Below are 21,149 nucleotides of genomic sequence, written 5' to 3'. Positions count from 1 at the left end.
ATGAAATTTGATATACCCTCACAGCGCGCGCATACTATCTATAATGTAGCGGGAGGCTTGCATATAAATAATTCTCCTGAAATGCTTGAACTTCTCAATAAGCAAAAACAGGAGAAGCTTCAGGAATTATATTCCACACCTTTTTTTGAAGCATTGTCCGAAGGACTATCAAAAAAAAAACTTATTGAAAGAAAAGACAAAGTTTCAAAAATTCAAAATGTTTTAGAAGAACATAATCAATTGATCTTTTACGGAGAGCCTGGTATGGGAAAGACAACCATATTGTATCAGTTTGCAAAAGACCTTGAAAAGGTTATCTATATTTCTGTTAAAGATAAATCTCCCATAAGTATCTTTTCTTATTTGTTAAACAAAATTCGCCAACTAAACGGTGAGGAGTTGCTTGAAGTGGTTGATGTTGATCAAGCCGTTGAATGGCTTCAAAGTAGTCTGCAAAAAACGAGCGCTACGATAATCATTGATGATTGTGAGCAGCTTCCAGATACTGTAACGAAAATTATACCTCTCGAAAAATTCAATAATAAATTTTTGTATGCAACCCGAAACAAAAATTTTTTTTCACAAACGGGTATAGCAACTTATGAGTGCGAAGCTTTTACCGATTCGGAAATAAAAACTTTTTTGAATTCTCATGGTAAGATAGTTGGTGCTTTAGAATTCAATAAAATTCGAAAAACATCAAAAGGTAATCCTTTATATCTCTTCTACTTAACTAATTTTGAAATCACTTCATTGCCTAAAAGTTTAATAGCTTTTCAAGAAGCAATTTGGAGCAAATTAAATACATCTGAGCAAGAAATCTTAATACTAATTTCAGCTTCTCATTTTAGTATAAATACTATTCAATTATCAGAAGCTCTTTCGTTTGCATCACCGTTGGAGTTTTCTAAAGTAATTGAAAATTTATCTACATTGGTCAATAATGTAAATGGCTTATTGCATATTTTTCATCCTACCTTTAAAGAGTTTATTTTAGATAAGATAAAAGATAAAGGACTACTTGAACATTATTTGATAAAACTTGGCGATTACTTTTTATCCAAGAATGAAATAATACAAGCAACTTATCTCTTAATTGATATAGCTCCCGAAAAAGTGGATAAATATTTATTTGATGTTTTTCCAAGATTACTAGATTGGGGAGAACTTCCTTTTGCAGTAAAAGTTATAAAAAGAACACTTAGTAAGGTTCGGAAAAATATTGAAAAAGGATATTTATATTATCATTTAAGTCATGCAAATCATCTGCTTGGAAATAAGAAAGAATCACGTACGGAATTAGATTATTCAATTTTTTATCTTGAAAAGGTAAAAAATAAAAAGATGCTTGCTGCAGCATTGATATTTAAAGCAGCTGATTTAGTTGAACAGGGAAATATTTCGGAAGCAACAGAAATGGCTGATAAAATTTTTTCTGATTTAAAAGAAGAAAATAAAGAAGTAAAAGCACCATTATTAGTTACTCTGGCGAAAATTTATGTAGATATGTCCGAAACTACGAAAGCTGCTATAGCTAGTAAGGAAGCTTTTGAAATTTTTGAAGATCTTGGAGACCGAAGAGGAATGATCGGCAGTTTAGCTAATTTAGTTTCAAGCCTCGCTCATGATGATCTGTATCATGACGATGCAGAGAAATATGGTTTGCAACTATTGGAAATTATTAAAGATGACGATACTGAATTTTCCATTGAAGTAATCGTTTTAAATGCACTAACGTCAATTTATCGAAAAAAGAAGGAATTTGAAAGTGCAAAAAAATATTGTAAGAGAGCAATAGAACTTTGTCAAAAATATGAGATGAAAGACAGAGCAATTTTGAATTTAATTAATTTCGGTAATATTTTAAGGGATGAGAAAAATATTGAGGGAGCTAAAGCAATTTACAAGGAAGCATTAGTTTACACTGTTGAGTATAATATAAAAAAAGATGAAGGCCGGATATATTGGATTTTGGCGAGTGTTGAAGCAGCGGATGGAAATTTAGAAGCTGGCCTTGAATATGCTGAAAAATCTTTTACCGCATGTTCCGTAGTAAATTATTATTATGGCATAGCTAATGCATTAAATGAAAAGGCAGAAATATTAGAATTACTTGGAGAGAATACGAAGGCGGCTCAGGCGTATGAAGATTGTGCTAATTATTATGCAAAAATGGAACAATACAACCAAAATTACAGAAGTAATATAGCTAAAGCCATAACTCTGTATAAATCTACCAGAGCAAATAATGAAGCCAATATTTTGACTACAAAATTAATCGAAAATGCATTTGTTGATGAAGATTTTGATGATATTGAAGAGATTATATGCAATGATTCTTCAGATGAATCTGTTGTAGAGAATTTTAGAATTTTATTTAAAAAATATTTTTCTAATTCAGATGTTCAAACAAATATAATTCAGCAATTTTTATCTTTTGTTGAATTTTGTAAAAAGCAAAATAAGGAAGAGGGCAAGTTACTTTTTAAAGAATTCCTAAATATCATTATTGATAACGGTTTTAAAGCTAAATATTCGTATAGTATACTAGGATTAGCAATCGAACAATCTGAAGACTTATTATCACATGAGGATTTAGATCCTATCTTCTCTCTTCTTGAGAAATGTCTCCCTTTTTTGTCATGCAGAACCATTGACGAAGAATTTCTAATATTAGTAAGTATAAATGGTAAGATTAATTTAGAAATTAAAACCCTTGAAGATGAGCTTATTACTAAAAAACTTGCTTTATCTTTATTGTTACTCTTACACGAAAGACCAGATTTAATCATTACTGAGGATGATATGAAAGAAAAAAAGTGTGTAATCTTTCTATTATTACATAGTCCAGAAATAGAAGAAGCCTTAAAAAATGAAATTCCACCAAAAGATAAAATTTTCACTGAGCATTCACAGTCTGTTCATATGGGAAAAGCAGATTATTCTATATTTGAAATGATTATGATAAGTCCTGAATTTGATACATATTGTAACCTGTCAAAAAATCCTGATGGTAAAGGTTCGATGTATTTCTATGTTAATGCTGTTATAGGTTTAAGAGAGCACTTTTATCACAGTAAAATTAGAGATAATGTTACTAAGCGTAAACCTTCAGTTCAAACCATTGCAGGTCTTCTGGGATATACCGATTTAGAAGATAAAAACCGCAAGAATGAAAATTTCTTTGTGGACTTAAGTAAAATTCCAGGGTTAGTTCAACTGCAAAAAAGTAAAATTTAATTATTATGGAATTATTATCCTTATTAAATGATCCTATCACCAACGTACCAATACATTATAACAATGAAGGTTTTCGAAATGCAATCGCTTCAAAATTAACCGATTTTAAAACTTTAGTAGATAAATCAGAAATGATATCATCATATCCGGATCCGGATCTGAATTATCTTGATGTAAGCGAGTATAAAAAAAAGATTGGAGTTCTAATTAAAGGGCTTCTTAAGACAATTGATAATTTTTATAAAGGTAAACCGGCCCATGCTTATATAACTTTCAGGAATACAATGAAAGCAATAAATATAACCGAATATCTTGATAAGAATTCAAGACTGCAGTCAGGAAATAACCTTTACCGTATTAGAACTGCCAATGGAAATTATCCACTGAGCAAAGACGAATTATTTCATATTCCATTTGAGAAACGTGGAATAGTAAAATCACAAAGATTTAGTATTCCTGGGCTACCATCACTTTACACTGCAAATTCTATATATGTCGCTTGGGAAGAAATGCGCAGGCCAAATGTAGATTCGATTCAAGCTATTAGATTAGTTAATCAGCGTGATTTACGATTACTAGATCTAACCACAGATATATATAATAGCAATTTAGAAAATAATAAGCTAAGGACAGATGCAAATACTTCTTTATATAAGGTCTTAACTTGGCCATTAGTGGCTTGCTGTTCAATTAAAGTTAAAAATTCAGAAGACACATTTAAACCAGAATATATCATACCACAACTTTTACTGCAATGGGTTTCTGAAAACCTTGACGGTATTATGTATTCGTCAACCCATATTGACTTAAATAAAGTAAAACATATCGGAGCATTTCATAATGTAGTTTTGCCAGTCAAAACTTTTAATTTGGATAGTGGTTATTGTGGTCATTTAAAAACACTGTTTAAAGGAACTGATGTACTTCCAATGCAATTAAGGCAATTTGCAACATATAACGATCGCTTTAATCATCAGGCAAGTATAAGAACGGATGTTAATCAAAATGTTAGCGAATTGGCACTTATTGAGGGTACTTCCCAATATTACTCTCAAACACTATTTGGGATTTTGGAACACGGTTTAAATGGACTTGAAATTCATGATCTATAGTAATTCTTATCATTAATTAAAAGAGTAAAGATTAAAAGATTATAAAGAATGAAAAATACAGACGATAAGATCATATCTAATTTAACAATAAGAATTACTGATAAAGAAACTAAGAATTGTATAGGTTCAGGAATTATATACTACAATGAACAATTAAAGGAATCTGTATATATTTTAACTGCTGCACATTGTTTGTTTCAAGATGGTGAGGGTTTTCAAACCCCTTTAGAAGAAATTAATATTGATTTTTATAATCCCAAAGACGACTTGTATTACTCAATGACTAAAATAATCGATCCAAGATTGGTTTTTAAGGATACAAATAAAGATGTTGCGGTACTTTTGATTAATAAGGCTGAACTTGAAACTCTAATAGGGGAAATACCTAAAATATTTTGTGTCAGAGAAAGATTGTCTTTTAACAATTTCATTACTAAAGGATTCCCAAACGCAACCCAAGGTAAAGAATTGGATGTAATCTTTCCGACCTGGAAACAAGAAATGACAGAAGTTCATAAATTTCAATTACAACTTAATGAAGATTATAATTCATGGGCAACTGAAGGTTTTTCAGGTAGTGGCATTTTCTTAGAAGCCAATAACGAGGTGTACCTTTTTGGTCTTTTTACACGTTTCAGACCTGAAGACGTTGGAAAGGTAATTTATTGCCAATATTTAGATACCATTAATGAGCTCCTTGATGGCTGTTATTTGTCTCCTATAGGCTTTTCTTATTTAGGAGAACAAGGAATGACACCGGCATTTTTTCGCCAAAAAACAGAATTGGCTATTGTAAATCTCGGGCCTCGATTTAATGAAAGGCTAAATTTCAGATTACCAATAGCATTGAAATTTGATAATCTATCGAAAGACATCGCATTCAAATCTAGAACCTTTAAAATATTTGACGATTGGCTGACTGAAAAAAGCTATCGTACTCTTTCTGAAAACGAGCATGTAGGTGAATTCGAAATCAAACTTGAGGAACTGCGCGAGACTGTAAAACAATGGCTGTCTAATATTTCTTTTAGAGCCAATGAGCCTTTTGATCCGGACTGGATTTTCTTAGAAGTTAATACTTTTAATGAATTAGTTAATAATAAAATTGGTGATCTATATAAACTTAGAAGGCTAAAAGAAGAAGAACTGAAGCATATAAAAAAAGATTATTCATACCGCCCACCGTATGATTCGGAAATTGAAAGATTATGGGAAATTGTAAAACATAATAGAGAATTTTTAGGACGACTGGAAGATGATATAGATATAAAATTGGCTACCAATCCTTTTCTTATTATAAAAGGCGAAGCTGGCTGTGGTAAGTCGCATGTCTTGGGAGATATTGCAACAGAAAAATTAAAAAAAGATGTCCCAACTCTTTTACTCCTTGGCCAGCTTTTTAGCAGCACAAAAAGTATTTCATCTAATATCCTTGAACAACTTGATCTTAAATGCACTTTTGCCGAGTTTTTGACAAGCTTAAATGATATAGGAGATCAGATAAATTCCCGCGTTTTGATTCTTATTGATGCTATAAACGAAAGTAAGACATCTGAATTATGGAAAGATGGTCTTGCTGGATTTATAAAGGAAATTTCTCAATATCCCTTTATTGGATTGGTAGTGACTATACGCTCCACTTACTTTAAATCTGTAATTCCTGAAAGTCTAATCAAAAATGAGCAAATAACTTTTATAACTCACGAGGGTTTCAGGGGTAATGAATATGCTGCTCTAAGGTTATTTTGCAATTTCTTCGGTCTTAGACAACCTACTTTCCCCATATTAGCTCCAGAATTTACCAACCCATTATTTCTTCAATTGGTCTGTATAGGTGTAAAAGATTCATTGGATAAGGCTTTTCCCTTGGGTTTTCATGGAATAAAGAAAGTTTTTGACCTTTACATTAGGGCTTTAAACAACAAATTATTAATTAAAACTGAGTATTCCAATCGTAGAACACTTGTACGAGAGGCAATTAATAAAGTAGCTTCTTTTTGTTTTGAGAAAGAGAAAAGACTACTAACTCTGGACGAAGCGGTACAGCTTTTTGATGATGAATTTCCAAAATTCCCCAATCTATTACATGATTTAATTCAAGAAAATGTATTTGTCAAAAACATGTCATATAATTATGACGACGGCGAAGATTACGAGAGTATTTATTTTGCTTATGAAAGATTTGGTGATTTTTATATTGCTGAAGATTTGTTGAAACTATATACATCAAAGGAAGAAATTCTTTTAGCATTTGGAAAAGAAGGGGCTCTTGCCAGTCTTTTGGATGATTACTATAACGACGGAATTATTGAAGCCATATCCGTACTATTACCTGAAAAGTTTAGTCTTGAAATTTACGAAGTACTTGATTGGGTGATTAAAAAAGAAAAATCACATGATTTATACAGGGAAAAATCGAATGAGATAAGCAACTATTTTCTTAAAAGTCTTACCTGGAGATCAATTGACAGTATTGACTCTGAAAAATTAAATCAGTGGCTATCTAGTGAAGATTTCTTAGTAGAAAATGATGATTGGATTTGTAAGCTCTTAGAATTAAGTGCTGTTTCCGGCCATCCCTTAAATAGTGACCGTTTACATTTTGGATTAAAGAAATACACAATGGCGGAACGTGATAGCTTTTGGCAAAATTACCTTTTAGGCTTTGGAGGTTATGATGATTATGGTAGTGCCTATCCGATAAAGCGACTTATAGATTGGGCATGGACTAAAGATATTTCCTCTAGTTTGGATTATGAAACGACCCGGCTTACAGCCCAAAGTTTATCCTGGTTTTTGGCAAGTACAAACAGAACTTTGCGAGACAGAACAACCAAAGCAATGGTGAATCTTTTGGAAAATCAACCGGAGGCATTGGTTTCTACACTAAAGGCTTTTAGAAGAACAAATGATATGTATATATTTGAAAGATTGTATGCTGTTGCATATGGTTGTATTCTTCGTACAACAAAAAAAGAATCCATTTCAATAATTGCAAAATATACATACAACTCTATTTTTAAAAATGGTAATCCCCCAAAAAACATATTGCTTCGCGATTATGCAAGAAACATTTGCGAATATGCTATTTATAAAAAAGCAAATGTAAAGTTTGATAGTACCCTTATATGTCCTCCCTATAGGAGTGAAGTTCCGCTTTTTCCAACAGAAAAAGATATGACTAAATATAGGATTGAATACAGTAAGAAAACTGAAAAAATTCCCAACAAGCATGAATTTAATCAAATCCATCATTCAGTGGTAGATGGAGATTTTGGATACAAGATTGTAGATCCCTCTCTGCATTACTTTTCACCCTTAAAAAAAGGTATGGATGAAGAAATAAAAGAATTTTATAAATCACTTAATAAACTTGAAAAAAAACTTTTTAAAATCATTTCGCAAAATGTTGAATTAATATTTATATATAGGCATGAGAAACATCTTTTGATGGCAATTTATGAAAGCGCTGAAAAAATTGAAGAACAAATTAAGAAATATGAAAGTTCGCAAGATAGATTCCTTAAATCTTTTAATCCCCAACAAAGAAAATGGATAGAAACAATAGGAATACCATATATCCGCATCAAAGTTAATATCGAGCACAAGAACAGGCTATTATTTACAACAAAACCAATAAAATATTGGATTGTTGAACGGGCATTTAAACTGGGATATAAAAAAGATTGGCATGGGGAGTTTGACTCCAGCACAAGTAGATATAATAATCATCTTAATAATTATGTAGAAAGAATTGGAAAAAAATATCAATGGATTGCTTATTATGAAATTCTTTCGATTGTAGCAGATAATTTTGAAATGGAGAAAGGAAGGAATTCCCGTAAAGCTAATTACTATAAGGGAGCTTGGCAACTTTACCTGCGCAATATAGATCCTGCTTTTACTACCCAAAATATTCCCGAAGATGAAGCTGATGATGAACTTGGTTTTATTTTGAATGAAAGGAAATGGTGGGATGAGCCAAATTACATGCACTGGAACGTGCCCTCTTCTCAGTGGGCGCTTCAGCTAGAGGATCTCCCAACTGCCAAAGATGTTATTGTTAAAAAAGAAGCGAATGGCGTTGAGTGGGTTCATTTAGAACATTTTATTGAATGGAGACAGCCAAAGAGTCTTGGAGAAGACAAATATTTAGCCCCCAATAAGAGACTTTGGTTTATGATTCAAGGCTATTTAGTACAAAAGAAAGACAAGAAGAAAATAACTGCTTATTTATCGGACAAAAACTTTTTTGGTCGTTGGATGCCTGAAAATCATGACTCTTTCAGTCGTTTAATTAATCGCGAAAAATTTTGGTCACCAGCTTACTTGGATGAGGGAAAGGAATCGAAATGGAATTCTATTAGAGATACAAATTATAAATTGATTGTAGCTACAACTTCAGCAAAAGGGCATATAGAGGATGATAAATCGAACGCAAATTCCAATTATAATATTCCCAGTCAGACTTTATTTGAAGGATTGGGGCTACGGTATGCATCCAATGATGGGGATTTTATTGATTCCACGGGAGATCTTGTTGTTACAAATATCAATCCTAAAGGAGTTTTGGTTCGGAAAGATAAATTGGTTGAGTTCCTTACTAAACATAATCTAGAAATAATCTGGACTATATTAGGAGAAAAAATTTCAGATTTAGGAGGCCATAAATATGATTTTGGAGTTCCTTGTGGAGTTTTCTATCTAGAAAACGATAATATTTTAGGAGAAATGATTATGCATGAAAGAGACTAATATGAAAATATTTTTTTACCAAGCGGAATGCGGAGATGCTTCGCGAATCAGTTATAAAGGAGATGACAACCAAAATCATAATATTTTTATTGATTCTGGATACGAGAGAACATTTAATCATATCCTCTCAGAAGAGATTGAAAAACTTATAGCTAATAATGAAATCATTGATATATGGCTCATTTCTCATATCCATGATGATCATATTGGAGGAGTTATAAAATATCTTACTACAATTAAAAGAGGAGAGTTTAGTGATATTGTCAAAGAATGGTATTACAATCCCCCTCGAATATATCCTTCTTTAAAAGTCGTTACTGAAGAAAAAAAAATCAGCGAAGTAAAAAGTATTGGACAAGGAGATCAACTCTATGATTATTTGAATCAAATTGGAAAGTTAAAAAACTTTGATATAATATCTGGAATTACTCTTTCTACTATTTTTGGTTTGGAATTTCAAGTACTTTCACCATCAGTTGGAAAAATTAATAATCTTCGGGAGAAGTATCGTTTACCAACGGTTCCATTTCAAAAAAATGAATCAAACGAAATTAGTGAAGCCAAAAGATCGAAAGCATTTGATTACAATATTAAGTTAGAAGACTTTAATTTAGATGTCTGGTCTGAAGATACATCTGTAGAAAATGGAAGTAGTATAAGTGTCTTAACTATATTTAAAGGAAAGAGAATTTTATGGCTTGCGGATTCACATCCTTCGGATATTGTAAAAAGTCTAACAGCTATGGGCTATTCGAAAAAAAATAAAATTAAATGTGATTGGGTAAAAGTAACACATCATGGAAGCAAAGCAAATAACTCTAATGAACTTTATGATCTTATTGATTGCGAGAACTATTTAATGAGTGTCAATGGAATAAATAAAGATTATTTGCCTACAAAAGAATCAATGGCGAGGATAATAAGAAATAAAAACAGGTTAAAAGGATCATTCTATAAATTTTATTTCACATATGATAATAAAATATTACGCAGCATTTTTACCATTGATGGAAATGATATTTTTAAAAAATGGCAATTCGAAATACACTATCTATCGGAGGGAAAATATTACGAATTTGACCTAAAATAATTATTTTCCTAATGTCATCACTTAAGCTATTTCTTTATTACTATACATCTTAGTGCAGGATCATTTCGCAAGCGTTCCATTTCAGAATAAATTATATCTTGTGTATCCTGTTTCACCTGTAAATAGTTTTGTTGTACAATAGCATTATCTATTTTTTTTATAATAGGAATTTCCATATAATTATCCTGCTCTTTTTTTAATGACTGATGATTATTTATAATTTCAGAGTGAAAGGTTTTTAACTCAATTTTACAGTCAGGATTATCTGCTATCATACCAACAAATTCTCCAGAACTCAGCGATGCAATTTTAGAGGCAGGAACGGCAGATTCAAGCTGGCGGGACCTGCTGATGGAAGTATCTGAACTGTTTATTGAAAGGCTTTCACGTTCCTGCATGATCTTTCCAAAACGCTCAGAAAGCTGTTTGGCAGTATCGCCTGAAACTTGTCCTGAGATTATATTTCCCGTTATGTTCATAATCACATCGGCCTGCTCACGGCCATAATCTTTTTTGAGCTGGCTAAAGTCCTGTATTCCCAAACAGGTACTGACTTTATTGCTTCTTGCTGTTGCAATCAAACTATCTATATTATTTAGATATACGGTTGGAAATTCGTCAAATATCAGACTGCTTTTAAATTTATCCTTCTGGTTTACCTGTTTGACAAGGCGGTTGATATACAAAGAAAGTACGGCTCCATAAGTCTGTATTTTCTGCGGATTATTTCCCATGCACACGATTTTAGGATCTAGTGGATTATTAATATCAAGCGTAAAATCATTGCCGCAAAGCACGTAATAAAGCTGAGGAGAGGAGAGCCTTGACATGGCAATTTTAGCTGAAGCAATTTGTCCCTCAAGCTGCTCTGAGGCCTCATTTAAATAGGCGCTGACAAAGGGATTAATAAGAACTTCAATTTCTTTTTCAGATCTAAGAAGCGTAAATAAATTGTTATATTCCAGCTGCATGAGCTCAATCACATGCGGAAGAGTGCAGAATTCACCATTGTTGTATTTTTTCAAATACCATATGACAGCGGTTAAAAAATTGATAGGGGATTCAACAAAAAAATCACCTTGTTTTTTGATCCATTCGCGGTTGAGTCCCAAAAGGATAGTACGCGCAGATTCTGCTGCGTCGGTTATATCTGTCATGGATGAAGGCTCAAGGGGATTGCATCTGTGGGAGCGGGTAAGATCGTCAAAATTAATGACAAAAAACTTAGGCTCGATCAAATACAAATGTCTGTATTTCAAATAAGCATTGTAAGTGATTTTGGTAAGGTCATCAAACTTAAAATCATACACAAACATCGTGAAACCTTTAGCGATATGCTGGGTAATTATATGGCGGATAACAAAATAAGATTTACCCGATCCTGGCGAGCCGCACACCAGAAGACCTCGAAAAGGATTGATGATATTGATCCAGCTTTTTCTCACTTTATCCTTAAGATAATACTTTGCAGGGAGATTAATTGAAAATTCATTTTCCAGAAGTCTTTCTTCCTGCGGAAATGTTTCATTTTCCCTATTGAAGATATCGCGTCCGTTTAAAGTCCTGCTGATCATTCTGCTGATAAGTGTTCCTCCGGTAATCACCAGAAGAAAACCAAAAGAGGTCAAGCATATATATACACCAAAAGCAGATAAATTAACAAAGCTTAGCAACAGAATAAGCTGACTTCCAAAATATAATAAAAGCCCCGAGGCAATAAAATATACAGCCGTCTTAAGTCTTAATTTTTCATTCTTACGGCCCTTAGCTCCCATTAGGGAAATAAATACCAACAGCAGAGCCATAAGCTTGGATTTAAGGAAGCCGCTGAAGAGTCCAGTCCTGTAAATATTCTCCAAAATCCGGTTGCTGAATTTCGATGTCAGTCCTAAGTCAGCAAAAAAGCTGTAACCGTAATAATAAAAATGGACCCCCAAAATAATAATGCTTATCAGCCGGGTCATATCCAAAATTTTTCTCAGTGCCTGTTCATTTTCTCCTGTCTGCATAACTGTAATTTTTAGAATTTATTAATTATTTGAAAGACCCTTTCTTTTTCTTCTTTTCTTTTTTTTCTTCAATGCCGCAGGAAGATAGATGCCAGGATATTCCTTTTCAAAAAGACTGCTGATAAATTCCTGCAATGGCTGTGGGGATAGGTTCTTTGACACCAGAATGTCATGTATTTCCAAAAGGATTTTGACCGCTGGATTTTTTAGAAATTCAGATGTAAAAGCACTATTTAAAAAAACTGCTTTCGTGTTTCTGCAGCACTGCAGTACAGCCGCTGCAGAGAATTCTTTTCCCAGCTCACTTCCGTTACAAACCTGTTTTGAAACATGGTCTATATACGTAAGGCCATATAATGAACCATTTTGGGCAAGCCTTTGAACCAATGTAATTCCGTGGGATTCCAAAGCCAGTGCTAGTTCCTGCAGAGATGGGGTTTCTGATTGGAAAACTGAACGTACCTCATTTTTTATTCTAAGACCGGGTCTGGAATTCTTAATCCTGTTTTCTTCAAATTTTCCCTCAAGAAACCTAAGGGTTGGCTTGTTATAAAAATCGCTGGCTTTAATAGGAACACCGATCTGTTTTCCATCTTTATCCACGATGCGGTAAACGAGGCCTCCGCCTTTAAAAATACGTGAACTTTCAGAGCCGCGGTCTGCCATTACATTGTATAAGTTCAGGACAGCATTAAGCTGCGGAAGGCTTTTATACTGATAGGTATTCAGTACAAAATCCAGTACTTTGGCAACTGCTTTTTTAGACTGGATTTTTCCATAACTTACTATCGAGGGGTTTATAGGTTCTAGGCTGTAATCGACCTGCTTTTCCCGGCCCTGCGCTTTTATGAGATTAAAATCCTTTTCAATTTTTATACGGGCATTCTCAGACTGGTTGCGGCCAATATTCTGCATATCAATTCTTCTGCCGTTTGCTTTTACTTTTATTGAAATTATATGAATGTGCGGATGTGCTGCATCAAAGTGCTGATAGACCAGAAAGGGCTGGTCGCTGAATCCGATTTCTGTCATATAGGTATTGGCGATATCCATCAGTCTTTCCGGGTTCAGATCTTTCTCCAAGGGATGAAAATTAAGGGATATATGAACACTTCCGCGCTTGACATTTTCATTAAGTTCCAATTGATTAAGCAGCTGATTTATTTTTAGTGAACTGCTCAGATGGTTGTGATCTGCAGGATAATTTCTCTCGCCAATACACAGGGCATCACCAAGAGAAACTTTGTTTTCGTTGTAATGAAATATCCTTCTTACCGACTGTCCTGTTTTAATTATTGCAACCATTTTTCAGCGAGTTTTAATACACAGTTTTTTATTTTTTCAATGGAATCAAAAAGTATTTCTTTCTGCTCCAGACATGCATAAATCCAATCCCTGAATTCAGGAATCTGCTGCAGGGTATGGAGCTTTTTCACCATCTGGTTATAATTGTTTCCGACCGCATTAAGGTCTGCTCTGAGCCTGCTGATTTCTAGTATAAAATCATCCACAGACTGGTTTCTGTATTTTAGAATTACTGGTTTTCCCAGCATATTTTTTCTGGCAAAATCGCTGAGTTTGGGACATAGGGATTTTTCAAATCTTCTTTGAAGAAGGTTCATTTCTTCTGTCGTAAGCCTAAGGTGGACCCACTTGATACGGTTTGTGTTTTTCTCTTTCATCTTGTTTCATTTTCATTTCTAAAACCATATTTTTCCTAAAATTTCTCTGCCGGCGAGTTTCGAGCCATTGGGCAGCCAGAGAGCGGTTGTGATACAACCGGACATCTGGCCGACTGCAGGAACGATGCAGTCTTTCAGATTCTTTAAAGAATTGCATAGAGAATTATGAGTTATAGGACTTATTATAATTCTACAGAGTGCTCTTCCTTTATAAATCAATGTACGAATGTAGGAAAGCCACAAATGCCGGGCAATCATCACCAGATTTTGACGTGAATAAACTCAAGGGTGCTTCTTATTTTTACATCAAATAGTATTAATCTAAAAACGTAGAAATTATGATTACAAAAAATGAAGTTTCCAAGGTATATGATACTGTACTGAGTACCCCTGGAATGAGTGAGCTGGTGAAGATTGATTTGAAAATTTCGCGAAAAAATGTACTGCTGCTGAGCCATGTTATCAGTAAAGGGCTGGATCCAAAGTCAGAGGAATCGAGTATCCTGTCCACTATTTCTGAGGAAGGGTTGCTGGACCTGAAAAAACTTTCTGAAGAGTGTCTGCAGAAAGCTGGCCTGGTAGAACTCAATCAAAAGCTGATAACACTCAGCGGAAGTCTGTAAGACGAGAATTAGCATCTTAAAAATGATGAGCGCTTAATAAATAGAACTGTTTATTAAGCGCTTTTTTATATCAGTGTTTCAGTATGAAAATCGGCATCTTTTCTAAAACTTTTCGCACCTTTTTAATAACCGCTATTTTAAATTACACCTCTACATTTGTATATGATGTTTTTTGCTTTTGCCGGCAATTGTGCAATTGGAAAATAATAAACTTTTTGATTATGAAACTACGATTCAATTTTAAAAGTGTTTTTATAGAAGCAGTTAGCCTATTGTTTGTTTTATTATTTGTTTACGCAGCAATCTCTAAGTTTCTTGATTTTGAAAATTTTCAGATTCAGTTGGGACAGTCCCCGCTATTAAGTGCATACGCTTTTTGGGTATCTTGGCTGGTTCCGATTATTGAATTAGTTATTGCAACAGCATTGATTATTCCCAAGTGCCGTCAGGTTGGTCTTAAAGCATCTTTAGGTATGATGACTATGTTCACAGTGTATATTTTCATCATATTAAATTACAGTTCATTTGTACCTTGTTCCTGTGGGGGGATCCTTGAAAAAATGAGCTGGGATACTCATCTTATTTTTAATATTGTATTTATGATTTTGGCAATTGTTGCTATTATTACAGGCAGTACTTTAAATAGAGAAAAGCGGTATGGCTTATTTGCTTCAAAATCATATAAATGGATTGCGGGAATATTACTTTTCAGCAGTTGTATAGTAATTATTTTGTTTGTCAGTTCCGAAGATATAATGCATCACGAGAATCCATTTATCAGACGTTATCCCCAACATCCTGTTGTTTTCTCTAATGCAGTAGATCTAAAGCTTAATTCATATTATCTGGCGGGTTACAATGCCCATAAAATCTATCTTGGAAATTATACGAATCCTCTGCACATGGAGTCTTGGGACAATAGTCTAAAAAGTAACACGATACATACGATTACTTTTAATCCCAAAAAAATACCTTTTAAAATGGTTAAAATTTCAGTGCAAGCACCTTATTTTTATCTGGCAGACGGCAATGTTCCTGCTGTATTTAGAGGAAATGTGAAGGACTGGAAAATTACAAAAGAACTCAAGGGTGCTCCCTATTTTACACTTCTTGTTCCCCTTGACAGCATTACGCTAGCCTTTCGATCTAATAATGCAAAAAAGGCGGCAAATGTTCTGGGTATTTTTAATGATCAGGATATGCCCAAAATAAAATACAGCAGGGATTTACTGCAGCGGCAGATAGACGGTATTTTTGATACTGACGGCACGTTGCTTTATAGTGAAGGATTAAAAAAAATCGTCTACTTGTACTATTACCGTAATGAATTCATTATAGCTGATAAGACAGGAAAATTGGATCACAGAGCGCACACTATAGATACAATCGAGCATGTAAAAATAAAAGTTTCAGCTCTGGACAACGGATCAGAGTATGCGATGTCTGCACCTCCTTTTGTAGTGAACGCACATGCAGCTGTGTGTAAAAATTTATTGTTTGTTCACTCAGAAGTAAAGGGAAAATTTGAGAACAATAAGCTTTGGGAACAATCTTTTATAATTGATGTCTATGACCTCAACAAGAATACTTACATCATGAGTTTTCCTGTTTACCATACCACCAACAAAAAACTTAATTCCTTTATTGTAACACCCACACATTTATATGCTTTGATTGGCAACAATTTGGTTGTTTATGAACTGAAAGAGGCATTAAAAAAAGAAATGAAAGGCAACTAAAATTGCTTAATAAGATTTTAAAATATACTTGCAAGTGTCAGGAAAAAGATCGAACACCTGTAAAAAAAAGTAGATCAAATTATAACTTAAAATGAAAAATCATGAAAACGTTAAATTTTAAAAACATGGTACCCATAGCTGTTATTGCATTGGGGATTTCCGGAGCTTTTGTAACAACATCTATGCAGAGTGCTTCGAAAAGTGCATTTAACCCGAAGATCGGTTATCTTGCAAATTCTCAGGGCAAATGTATAAATACTCCTGTGAATTGTGATGATACACCAAGTGCTTTTCTCTGCCGTATTGGCGGTACGTCAGGAGCTGTTGCATACGATAAAGATGTAGCAACTAATAATTGTGTACAGCCTTTGTATCGTCCATAATATGGTGTTACAGAATTTAGATCAAACGGGCAATGCAGCTTCATTTGGAGCTGCATTGTTTTTTGGTTGAATTAAAACTTATCCCTTAAATTTTAAAATCAAAAATCATGAAAGTATTATTAAAAAAGATAGTTCCAGTTGTTGTCGCTGTATTGGGAATTACCGGTGCTTTTGTAACTACATCGATGCAAAACACTTCTAAAAAAAGTGCATCAGCAAGAATAGGATATATTGTAAATGCACAGGGTAAATGTACGGATGTAAGTGTTATTTGTAGCGATCTTCCCAGCCCATTTTTATGCCGTTTGGGTATCACATCAGGTCCAATTGCATACGATAAAGATGCTCAGAATAATTGTGTCCAGCCATTGTATCGTGCTGAATAATTTTAAAAAAAAATTAAGGTTGATACAGTTTTTTAAACTCTATCAGCCTTTAAAATAAATTATTTTATTCCATCTGCTACCCATTGAACAGTATGATCATCTTTAAGAAAGTAATCAAACCATTGAAGCATTCGAATTGTAATATCCTTTTGGTTTTGCGGTTTGGTAATGAGGTGGCTTTCATTAGGGTACAATAACATGATACTTTTTTTACCTAGTCTGCGAAGCGCCAGATAATACTCTAAACTTTGATGTGTATCAACCGTTTTGTCTTGCTTTCCTGTCCATAAAAGAAGAGGTGTCGTAATTTTATCCACATGTATAATAGGAGAATTGGCGTTATACAATGATAAAGCTTCATAGGGTGTGTTTTTCATATTCCATTGCACGCTCTGAAATCTCCACATGTCAGGTTTTCCACTATGCTGGCTCACTGTATGATAAAAGCTGTTTAAATCGGTAATAGCGCCGCTGGCAATAGCGGCTTCAAACATCGGAGTTTGGGTAACAATAAAGGCAGATTCGTAGCCTCCAAAGGAGTGTCCCATCAGTCCAATTTTATCAGGATCAATTATTGCTTTTTCTATTACTTTTTTTGTTGCCGACACTATACAGTCTGTTGCTGATAAGCCAGGGTTTTGTTCTTCTAATGTAACATCAGGTAACAAGACAAAATAGCCATTAGTGGTAAAAATAGAAATATTAAATCCATTCTCATTATAAAGACTAGGATTATCATAAATATGAAGTTGATCCGACTCAATTTCATAAATGTTTACTACCATTGGATATTTTTTTTTGGAATCATATCCTGCCGGATAAAAGAGTGCAGCCTTTAATTTCTTCCCCTTTGAATTTTCAAATTCAATTAACTCGGACCTACCCCAAAAATAATTTTGCTGCTGCGGGTTGCTCTTAAAAAAAGGCTTTGCCTCAGAGGTCAATTGTTTTGCTACAAGCACAGGTGACTGATCAAATTTTTGTTCTCGAAAATAAAAATTTCTTCCCTCTGAATTATATTTTAGTTCATCCAAAAAGCTGTTTCCATATACAATTGGTATTTCTCCAGTTTTATTATTCCATTTAAAAAAACCAGTTTTTTCATCCTGCCCAGTAGCATGCAAAAACATATTTTTTTCTAAGTCAAAGCTTCGTGAATCAAGACCGTGAAATATCGTACTGGTTACTGAATTATTAGAATAATCGGCTATGCGGAAGCGGATATTTGATTCTCTGCCTCGGGTCAGTCTTTTGGCGGAAGCTCCCTTAGGGGAAACAGACCAAAGATCGTATTGGTCATAAATCAGAATTTCTTTGTCATCAAGGCTCCACCCGGGACTTCCGCAAACAGATTCTGGCTCAAGAGTTCGTTCTTTGGCTATAAATTTCACATCAATATTGGCTGTAATATTCTTGAGTGAATCTGAATAAATATCGTAAATCCACCAGTTCTTTTCCCTGAAACAGGCAATGTATTTCCCTGCAGCAGAAAATATTATTTCACCGTCAGTACTGGACTGTTTCTGTAGGAAAAGTTTCTTTTCCATTGTGCTAAGATTCATAATATAATAATCCCTTGGGCCTTCATAATCGAATTGAGGCTCATAGTCGGTCGGATTTGATAAAATTGCATATTTAAAGTCTCTTGAGATTTGAAAATAAGGAAGTTTTTCAGAACTGATGAGATTAAATGCGCCTAGATCCGGCTGCCACAGGGTAATTTTGGGAATTGTCTTAAAATCACCATTTCGTTTTTGTTCTGTGTAAATCAGTTTATCATTTGCATTCCAGATTTCAACATCAGAGTCCGGTTTTAATTTTGATGTCGCCCCCTTATTTTTAATATAAAAAAAAACTTTTTTAGCATCGTCCGAGATTACTAATTTGTAAAAGTCATCATAGCATATAGTAGATTCAGGCGGAAAGTTTGAATGCGAAAGAGAATCAAATTTAAAAAGCTTACCACCTTGCACCTTATAATAAAAAAGTTGATTTATTAGAAGATCTGAAGAACTGGTAAGAAAAGCCATTGATCGGCCATCTTTTTGCCAAGTAATGCCCTTAAACTGATTTCCTTGATGCAATATAATATGGTTGGTCTTATTGGTGTCATTAAGATCCATAATTGACAAGGTATTAACTTTGTTGACCAAGCTAGAATACGCCAATTGCTGACCGCCCGGACTGAGTGAAAATTGAGTAACATCTTTAATTTCCTTAATAACTTTATCTTTAAGATTACGAATGATTAGTGTGTTTTCTTTTGGGCCATCGCCCATTAAAAGTATCAAATGACTGCTTTGAGCAGAGTAGGAGTATTGTCTTACCGCACTGATGTTTTGTTTCTTTGCACTGCGTAAATTTAGAATTTGAAGATCCTCGTCATTTTGACAAATAAAAAAGCCGTCATCGGTAAAAGTGGAATTATAACCTTTAGCAAAAGCAAATGTTTTATTGCTGATTACATTTCTTACAAATAAAGTGTCCCTGCCATTTTCATAGGATAAATTATAGCTTGCCCATTTTTCATCAGGTGAAATCTTATCCAGATGAACTTCTCCCCAAAGGTGATAATCGGCAGGAGTAAGCTGTTTTTTTTGCACCACCTGCCCCCAAGAGGGACAGGTTACTAATGGCAAAATAAAAAATAAAAATAAAACCGTTAAGCTAGACAATAAAAAACATGTGAAGCTTTTGATATTAATTATGTTGATATCGATAAACATATAGCACTGTTGTTTTTAATATCCCGGATTTTGAGGACGAAGATTTGGGTTTGTGCTCAGTTCGGTCTGAGGAATCGGAAACAGTTTATCTGTTGTATTCCACCCTGATTTTAATGCATTCAATGCGTTATCAATTTGTCCAAAACGTTTAAGGTCAAAAAAGCGATGTCCCTGCTCGGTAAAAAGCTCCCATCTTCTTTCCTGCATTATAGAATTAAGCACTTCTTCTTTTGTAACTGCATCTGTATCATTTAAGCCGGCGCGGTGCCTGATTTTATCGAGATCTTCTTTTGCCCCGGTAAGTTCACCCTGCTGAGCTCTGGCTTCGGCACGTATAAGATACAATTCGCCTAAACGTAAAACGACTGAGTATTCTTTTGAAACTGCTGTAGAATTATATTCCCTGTATTTGTAGGGATGATACCAAAACATCGTTCCGTCTGTAACAGATTTAACCCAGTTTGTTTTTCGCAGATCATCTGTTCTAAATGAATTGACAAAATTATCACTGAGTGACACCTGAGGAGGAGGGCCAGAGGTAAAAGTGAAAAAGGATGCTTCAGCTGTATTTCTTCCGGCTGTACCAGACTGCAGCTGCCAGATTGTTTCTTTAGAATTTATAAGAAATACTTCGGTAATATCTTCTAAGAGATACGAATCCTGTTCATTGAGAACAGCCGATGCCATGTTTGCTGCTTCGGGATAAGAATTATTGTAAAGATATGTTCTGGCAAGCAAAGTTTTAGCAGCAGATTGATTTGGTCGTGTTCTTTCGAGGTTATCGGAAGCAGGCAATAACATAACAGCCTGCTGCAAATCAAGAATTATGCTTTCGTAAATCCTTGATGACGGCATTCTGGTAACTACTCTATTTTCTTTATAATCAGTCTGGGTAATATAGGGGATATCGCCAAATATATTTAGAAGGTACAAATGCAGTAAAGATCGAATGAAAAGTGCTTCTCCTTTTAACTGATTTTTCTGCTCTGAAGAAAGAGTTGTACTTGCTTCCAAGCCCTCAATTATTGCATTGGCTGCATATATTTGATTATAAGCCGAATTCCAGTAGCCTGCTACGACAGTATTTGAAGGAAGAAGGGAATTATGGAAAAAGGGGATACTTGTATTGCCGGGGTTTTCATTGCTGGTCAATTCGTCAGTATAATTTCCCAGTTGATTCGAAATGCCATAGCCGGATCCTGAAAGCATTCCGATATCCCTAATTTTGGAATAAATATCAGTCAGGGCAGCATCTGCGGTGGCATAATCTTCAAATACGGCCACACTTGTTAATTGTGATTTTGGGAGATCTACTTCTACGAATGAATCGCAGGATGCAAAATTAGTTGTGATGCAGAGGAACAGAATAAATTTTGTGGTACGATATATTGTTTTCATGATAAC

General features: G+C 34.2%; 13 protein-coding genes. 8 read left to right on the top strand and 5 right to left on the bottom strand.

Features of this window, described 5'->3' with window-relative positions:
• Genes Q9Q97_RS05365 through Q9Q97_RS05350 form a run of 4 tightly spaced genes read left to right on the top strand, consistent with a single transcriptional unit; the run spans position 1 to position 10,197 of the window.
• Positions 1-3,240, top strand: coding sequence for an NB-ARC domain-containing protein (locus Q9Q97_RS05365; protein WP_306155352.1), 3,240 nt, complete (start codon positions 1-3; stop codon positions 3,238-3,240).
• Positions 3,241-3,245: 5 nt separating this feature from the next.
• Positions 3,246-4,352, top strand: coding sequence for an RES domain-containing protein (locus Q9Q97_RS05360; protein WP_306155350.1), 1,107 nt, complete (start codon positions 3,246-3,248; stop codon positions 4,350-4,352).
• 48 nt (positions 4,353-4,400) lie between these two features.
• On the top strand, positions 4,401-9,107 hold the full coding sequence (gene avs2, locus Q9Q97_RS05355) for an AVAST type 2 anti-phage system protein Avs2 (RefSeq protein WP_306155348.1): 4,707 nt from the start codon (positions 4,401-4,403) through the stop codon (positions 9,105-9,107).
• The gene (locus tag Q9Q97_RS05350) at positions 9,094-10,197 is read left to right on the top strand and encodes an MBL fold metallo-hydrolase (protein WP_306155346.1); all 1,104 of its coding nucleotides are present in this window, start codon (positions 9,094-9,096) and stop codon (positions 10,195-10,197) included. Before avs2 ends, Q9Q97_RS05350 begins: the two co-directional genes overlap by 14 nt.
• A gap of 26 nt (positions 10,198-10,223) precedes the next feature.
• Here the strand turns inward: Q9Q97_RS05350 and mobC are convergent, their stop codons facing one another.
• The 3 genes from mobC to Q9Q97_RS05335 are packed head-to-tail and all read right to left on the bottom strand — an operon-like array spanning position 10,224 to position 13,888.
• The gene (mobC, locus tag Q9Q97_RS05345; protein ID WP_306155344.1) at positions 10,224-12,206 is read right to left on the bottom strand and encodes a conjugal transfer protein MobC; all 1,983 of its coding nucleotides are present in this window, start codon (positions 12,204-12,206) and stop codon (positions 10,224-10,226) included.
• 21 nt (positions 12,207-12,227) lie between these two features.
• The gene (locus Q9Q97_RS05340) at positions 12,228-13,511 is read right to left on the bottom strand and encodes a relaxase/mobilization nuclease domain-containing protein (protein WP_306155342.1); all 1,284 of its coding nucleotides are present in this window, start codon (positions 13,509-13,511) and stop codon (positions 12,228-12,230) included.
• On the bottom strand, positions 13,499-13,888 hold the full coding sequence (locus tag Q9Q97_RS05335) for a plasmid mobilization relaxosome protein MobC (RefSeq protein WP_306155339.1): 390 nt from the start codon (positions 13,886-13,888) through the stop codon (positions 13,499-13,501). Before Q9Q97_RS05335 ends, Q9Q97_RS05340 begins: the two co-directional genes overlap by 13 nt.
• 338 nt (positions 13,889-14,226) lie before the next feature.
• On the opposite strand from Q9Q97_RS05335, the gene Q9Q97_RS05330 reads away from it, so the two are divergent.
• The 4 genes from Q9Q97_RS05330 (at position 14,227) to Q9Q97_RS05315 (ending at position 17,019) form a co-directional block, all read left to right on the top strand.
• Positions 14,227-14,511, top strand: a complete 285-nt coding sequence (locus tag Q9Q97_RS05330; protein WP_306155337.1) for a hypothetical protein — start codon at positions 14,227-14,229, stop codon at positions 14,509-14,511.
• A gap of 221 nt (positions 14,512-14,732) precedes the next feature.
• Entirely contained in the window at positions 14,733-16,250 is a 1,518-nt protein-coding gene (locus tag Q9Q97_RS05325; protein WP_306155335.1) for a MauE/DoxX family redox-associated membrane protein, read from the top strand.
• 101 nt (positions 16,251-16,351) lie between these two features.
• On the top strand, positions 16,352-16,633 hold the full coding sequence (locus tag Q9Q97_RS05320; protein ID WP_306155333.1) for a hypothetical protein: 282 nt from the start codon (positions 16,352-16,354) through the stop codon (positions 16,631-16,633).
• Between the two features lie 107 nt (positions 16,634-16,740).
• Positions 16,741-17,019: a hypothetical protein gene (locus tag Q9Q97_RS05315; RefSeq protein WP_306155331.1), complete on the top strand. Its 279-nt coding sequence runs from the start codon at positions 16,741-16,743 to the stop codon at positions 17,017-17,019.
• A 59-nt stretch (positions 17,020-17,078) separates the two neighbouring features.
• On the opposite strand, the gene Q9Q97_RS05310 is transcribed toward Q9Q97_RS05315, so the two are convergent.
• Together Q9Q97_RS05310 and Q9Q97_RS05305 are read right to left on the bottom strand one after the other, a co-directional pair.
• Positions 17,079-19,745, bottom strand: a complete 2,667-nt coding sequence (locus tag Q9Q97_RS05310) for a prolyl oligopeptidase family serine peptidase (protein WP_306155329.1) — start codon at positions 19,743-19,745, stop codon at positions 17,079-17,081.
• A gap of 15 nt (positions 19,746-19,760) precedes the next feature.
• Positions 19,761-21,143, bottom strand: a complete 1,383-nt coding sequence (locus tag Q9Q97_RS05305; protein WP_306155328.1) for a RagB/SusD family nutrient uptake outer membrane protein — start codon at positions 21,141-21,143, stop codon at positions 19,761-19,763.
• Between the last annotated feature and the right edge of the window lie 6 nt (positions 21,144-21,149).

This window comes from Flavobacterium sp. DG2-3 (genome assembly GCF_030730925.1).
Lineage (GTDB): Bacteria > Bacteroidota > Bacteroidia > Flavobacteriales > Flavobacteriaceae > Flavobacterium.
Note: the sequence above shows the minus strand (reverse complement) of the source record. Positions and strands in the feature narration are given on the sequence as shown.

Excerpts from the sequence above, each read along its gene's own strand:
- Q9Q97_RS05310 (WP_306155329.1), bottom strand. The coding sequence starts at position 19,745 with ATGTTTATCGATATCAACATAATTAATATCAAAAGCTTCACATGTTTT.
- Q9Q97_RS05320 (WP_306155333.1), top strand. The coding sequence starts at position 16,352 with ATGAAAACGTTAAATTTTAAAAACATGGTACCCATAGCTGTTATTGCA.
- Q9Q97_RS05365 (WP_306155352.1), top strand. The coding sequence starts at position 1 with ATGAAATTTGATATACCCTCACAGCGCGCGCATACTATCTATAATGTA.
- Q9Q97_RS05340 (WP_306155342.1), bottom strand. The coding sequence starts at position 13,511 with ATGGTTGCAATAATTAAAACAGGACAGTCGGTAAGAAGGATATTTCAT.
- Q9Q97_RS05335 (WP_306155339.1), bottom strand. The coding sequence starts at position 13,888 with ATGAAAGAGAAAAACACAAACCGTATCAAGTGGGTCCACCTTAGGCTT.
- Q9Q97_RS05330 (WP_306155337.1), top strand. The coding sequence starts at position 14,227 with ATGATTACAAAAAATGAAGTTTCCAAGGTATATGATACTGTACTGAGT.
- Q9Q97_RS05325 (WP_306155335.1), top strand. The coding sequence starts at position 14,733 with ATGAAACTACGATTCAATTTTAAAAGTGTTTTTATAGAAGCAGTTAGC.
- Q9Q97_RS05350 (WP_306155346.1), top strand. The coding sequence starts at position 9,094 with ATGAAAGAGACTAATATGAAAATATTTTTTTACCAAGCGGAATGCGGA.
- Q9Q97_RS05315 (WP_306155331.1), top strand. The coding sequence starts at position 16,741 with ATGAAAGTATTATTAAAAAAGATAGTTCCAGTTGTTGTCGCTGTATTG.
- Q9Q97_RS05360 (WP_306155350.1), top strand. The coding sequence starts at position 3,246 with ATGGAATTATTATCCTTATTAAATGATCCTATCACCAACGTACCAATA.
- mobC (WP_306155344.1), bottom strand. The coding sequence starts at position 12,206 with ATGCAGACAGGAGAAAATGAACAGGCACTGAGAAAAATTTTGGATATG.
- avs2 (WP_306155348.1), top strand. The coding sequence starts at position 4,401 with ATGAAAAATACAGACGATAAGATCATATCTAATTTAACAATAAGAATT.
- Q9Q97_RS05305 (WP_306155328.1), bottom strand. The coding sequence starts at position 21,143 with ATGAAAACAATATATCGTACCACAAAATTTATTCTGTTCCTCTGCATC.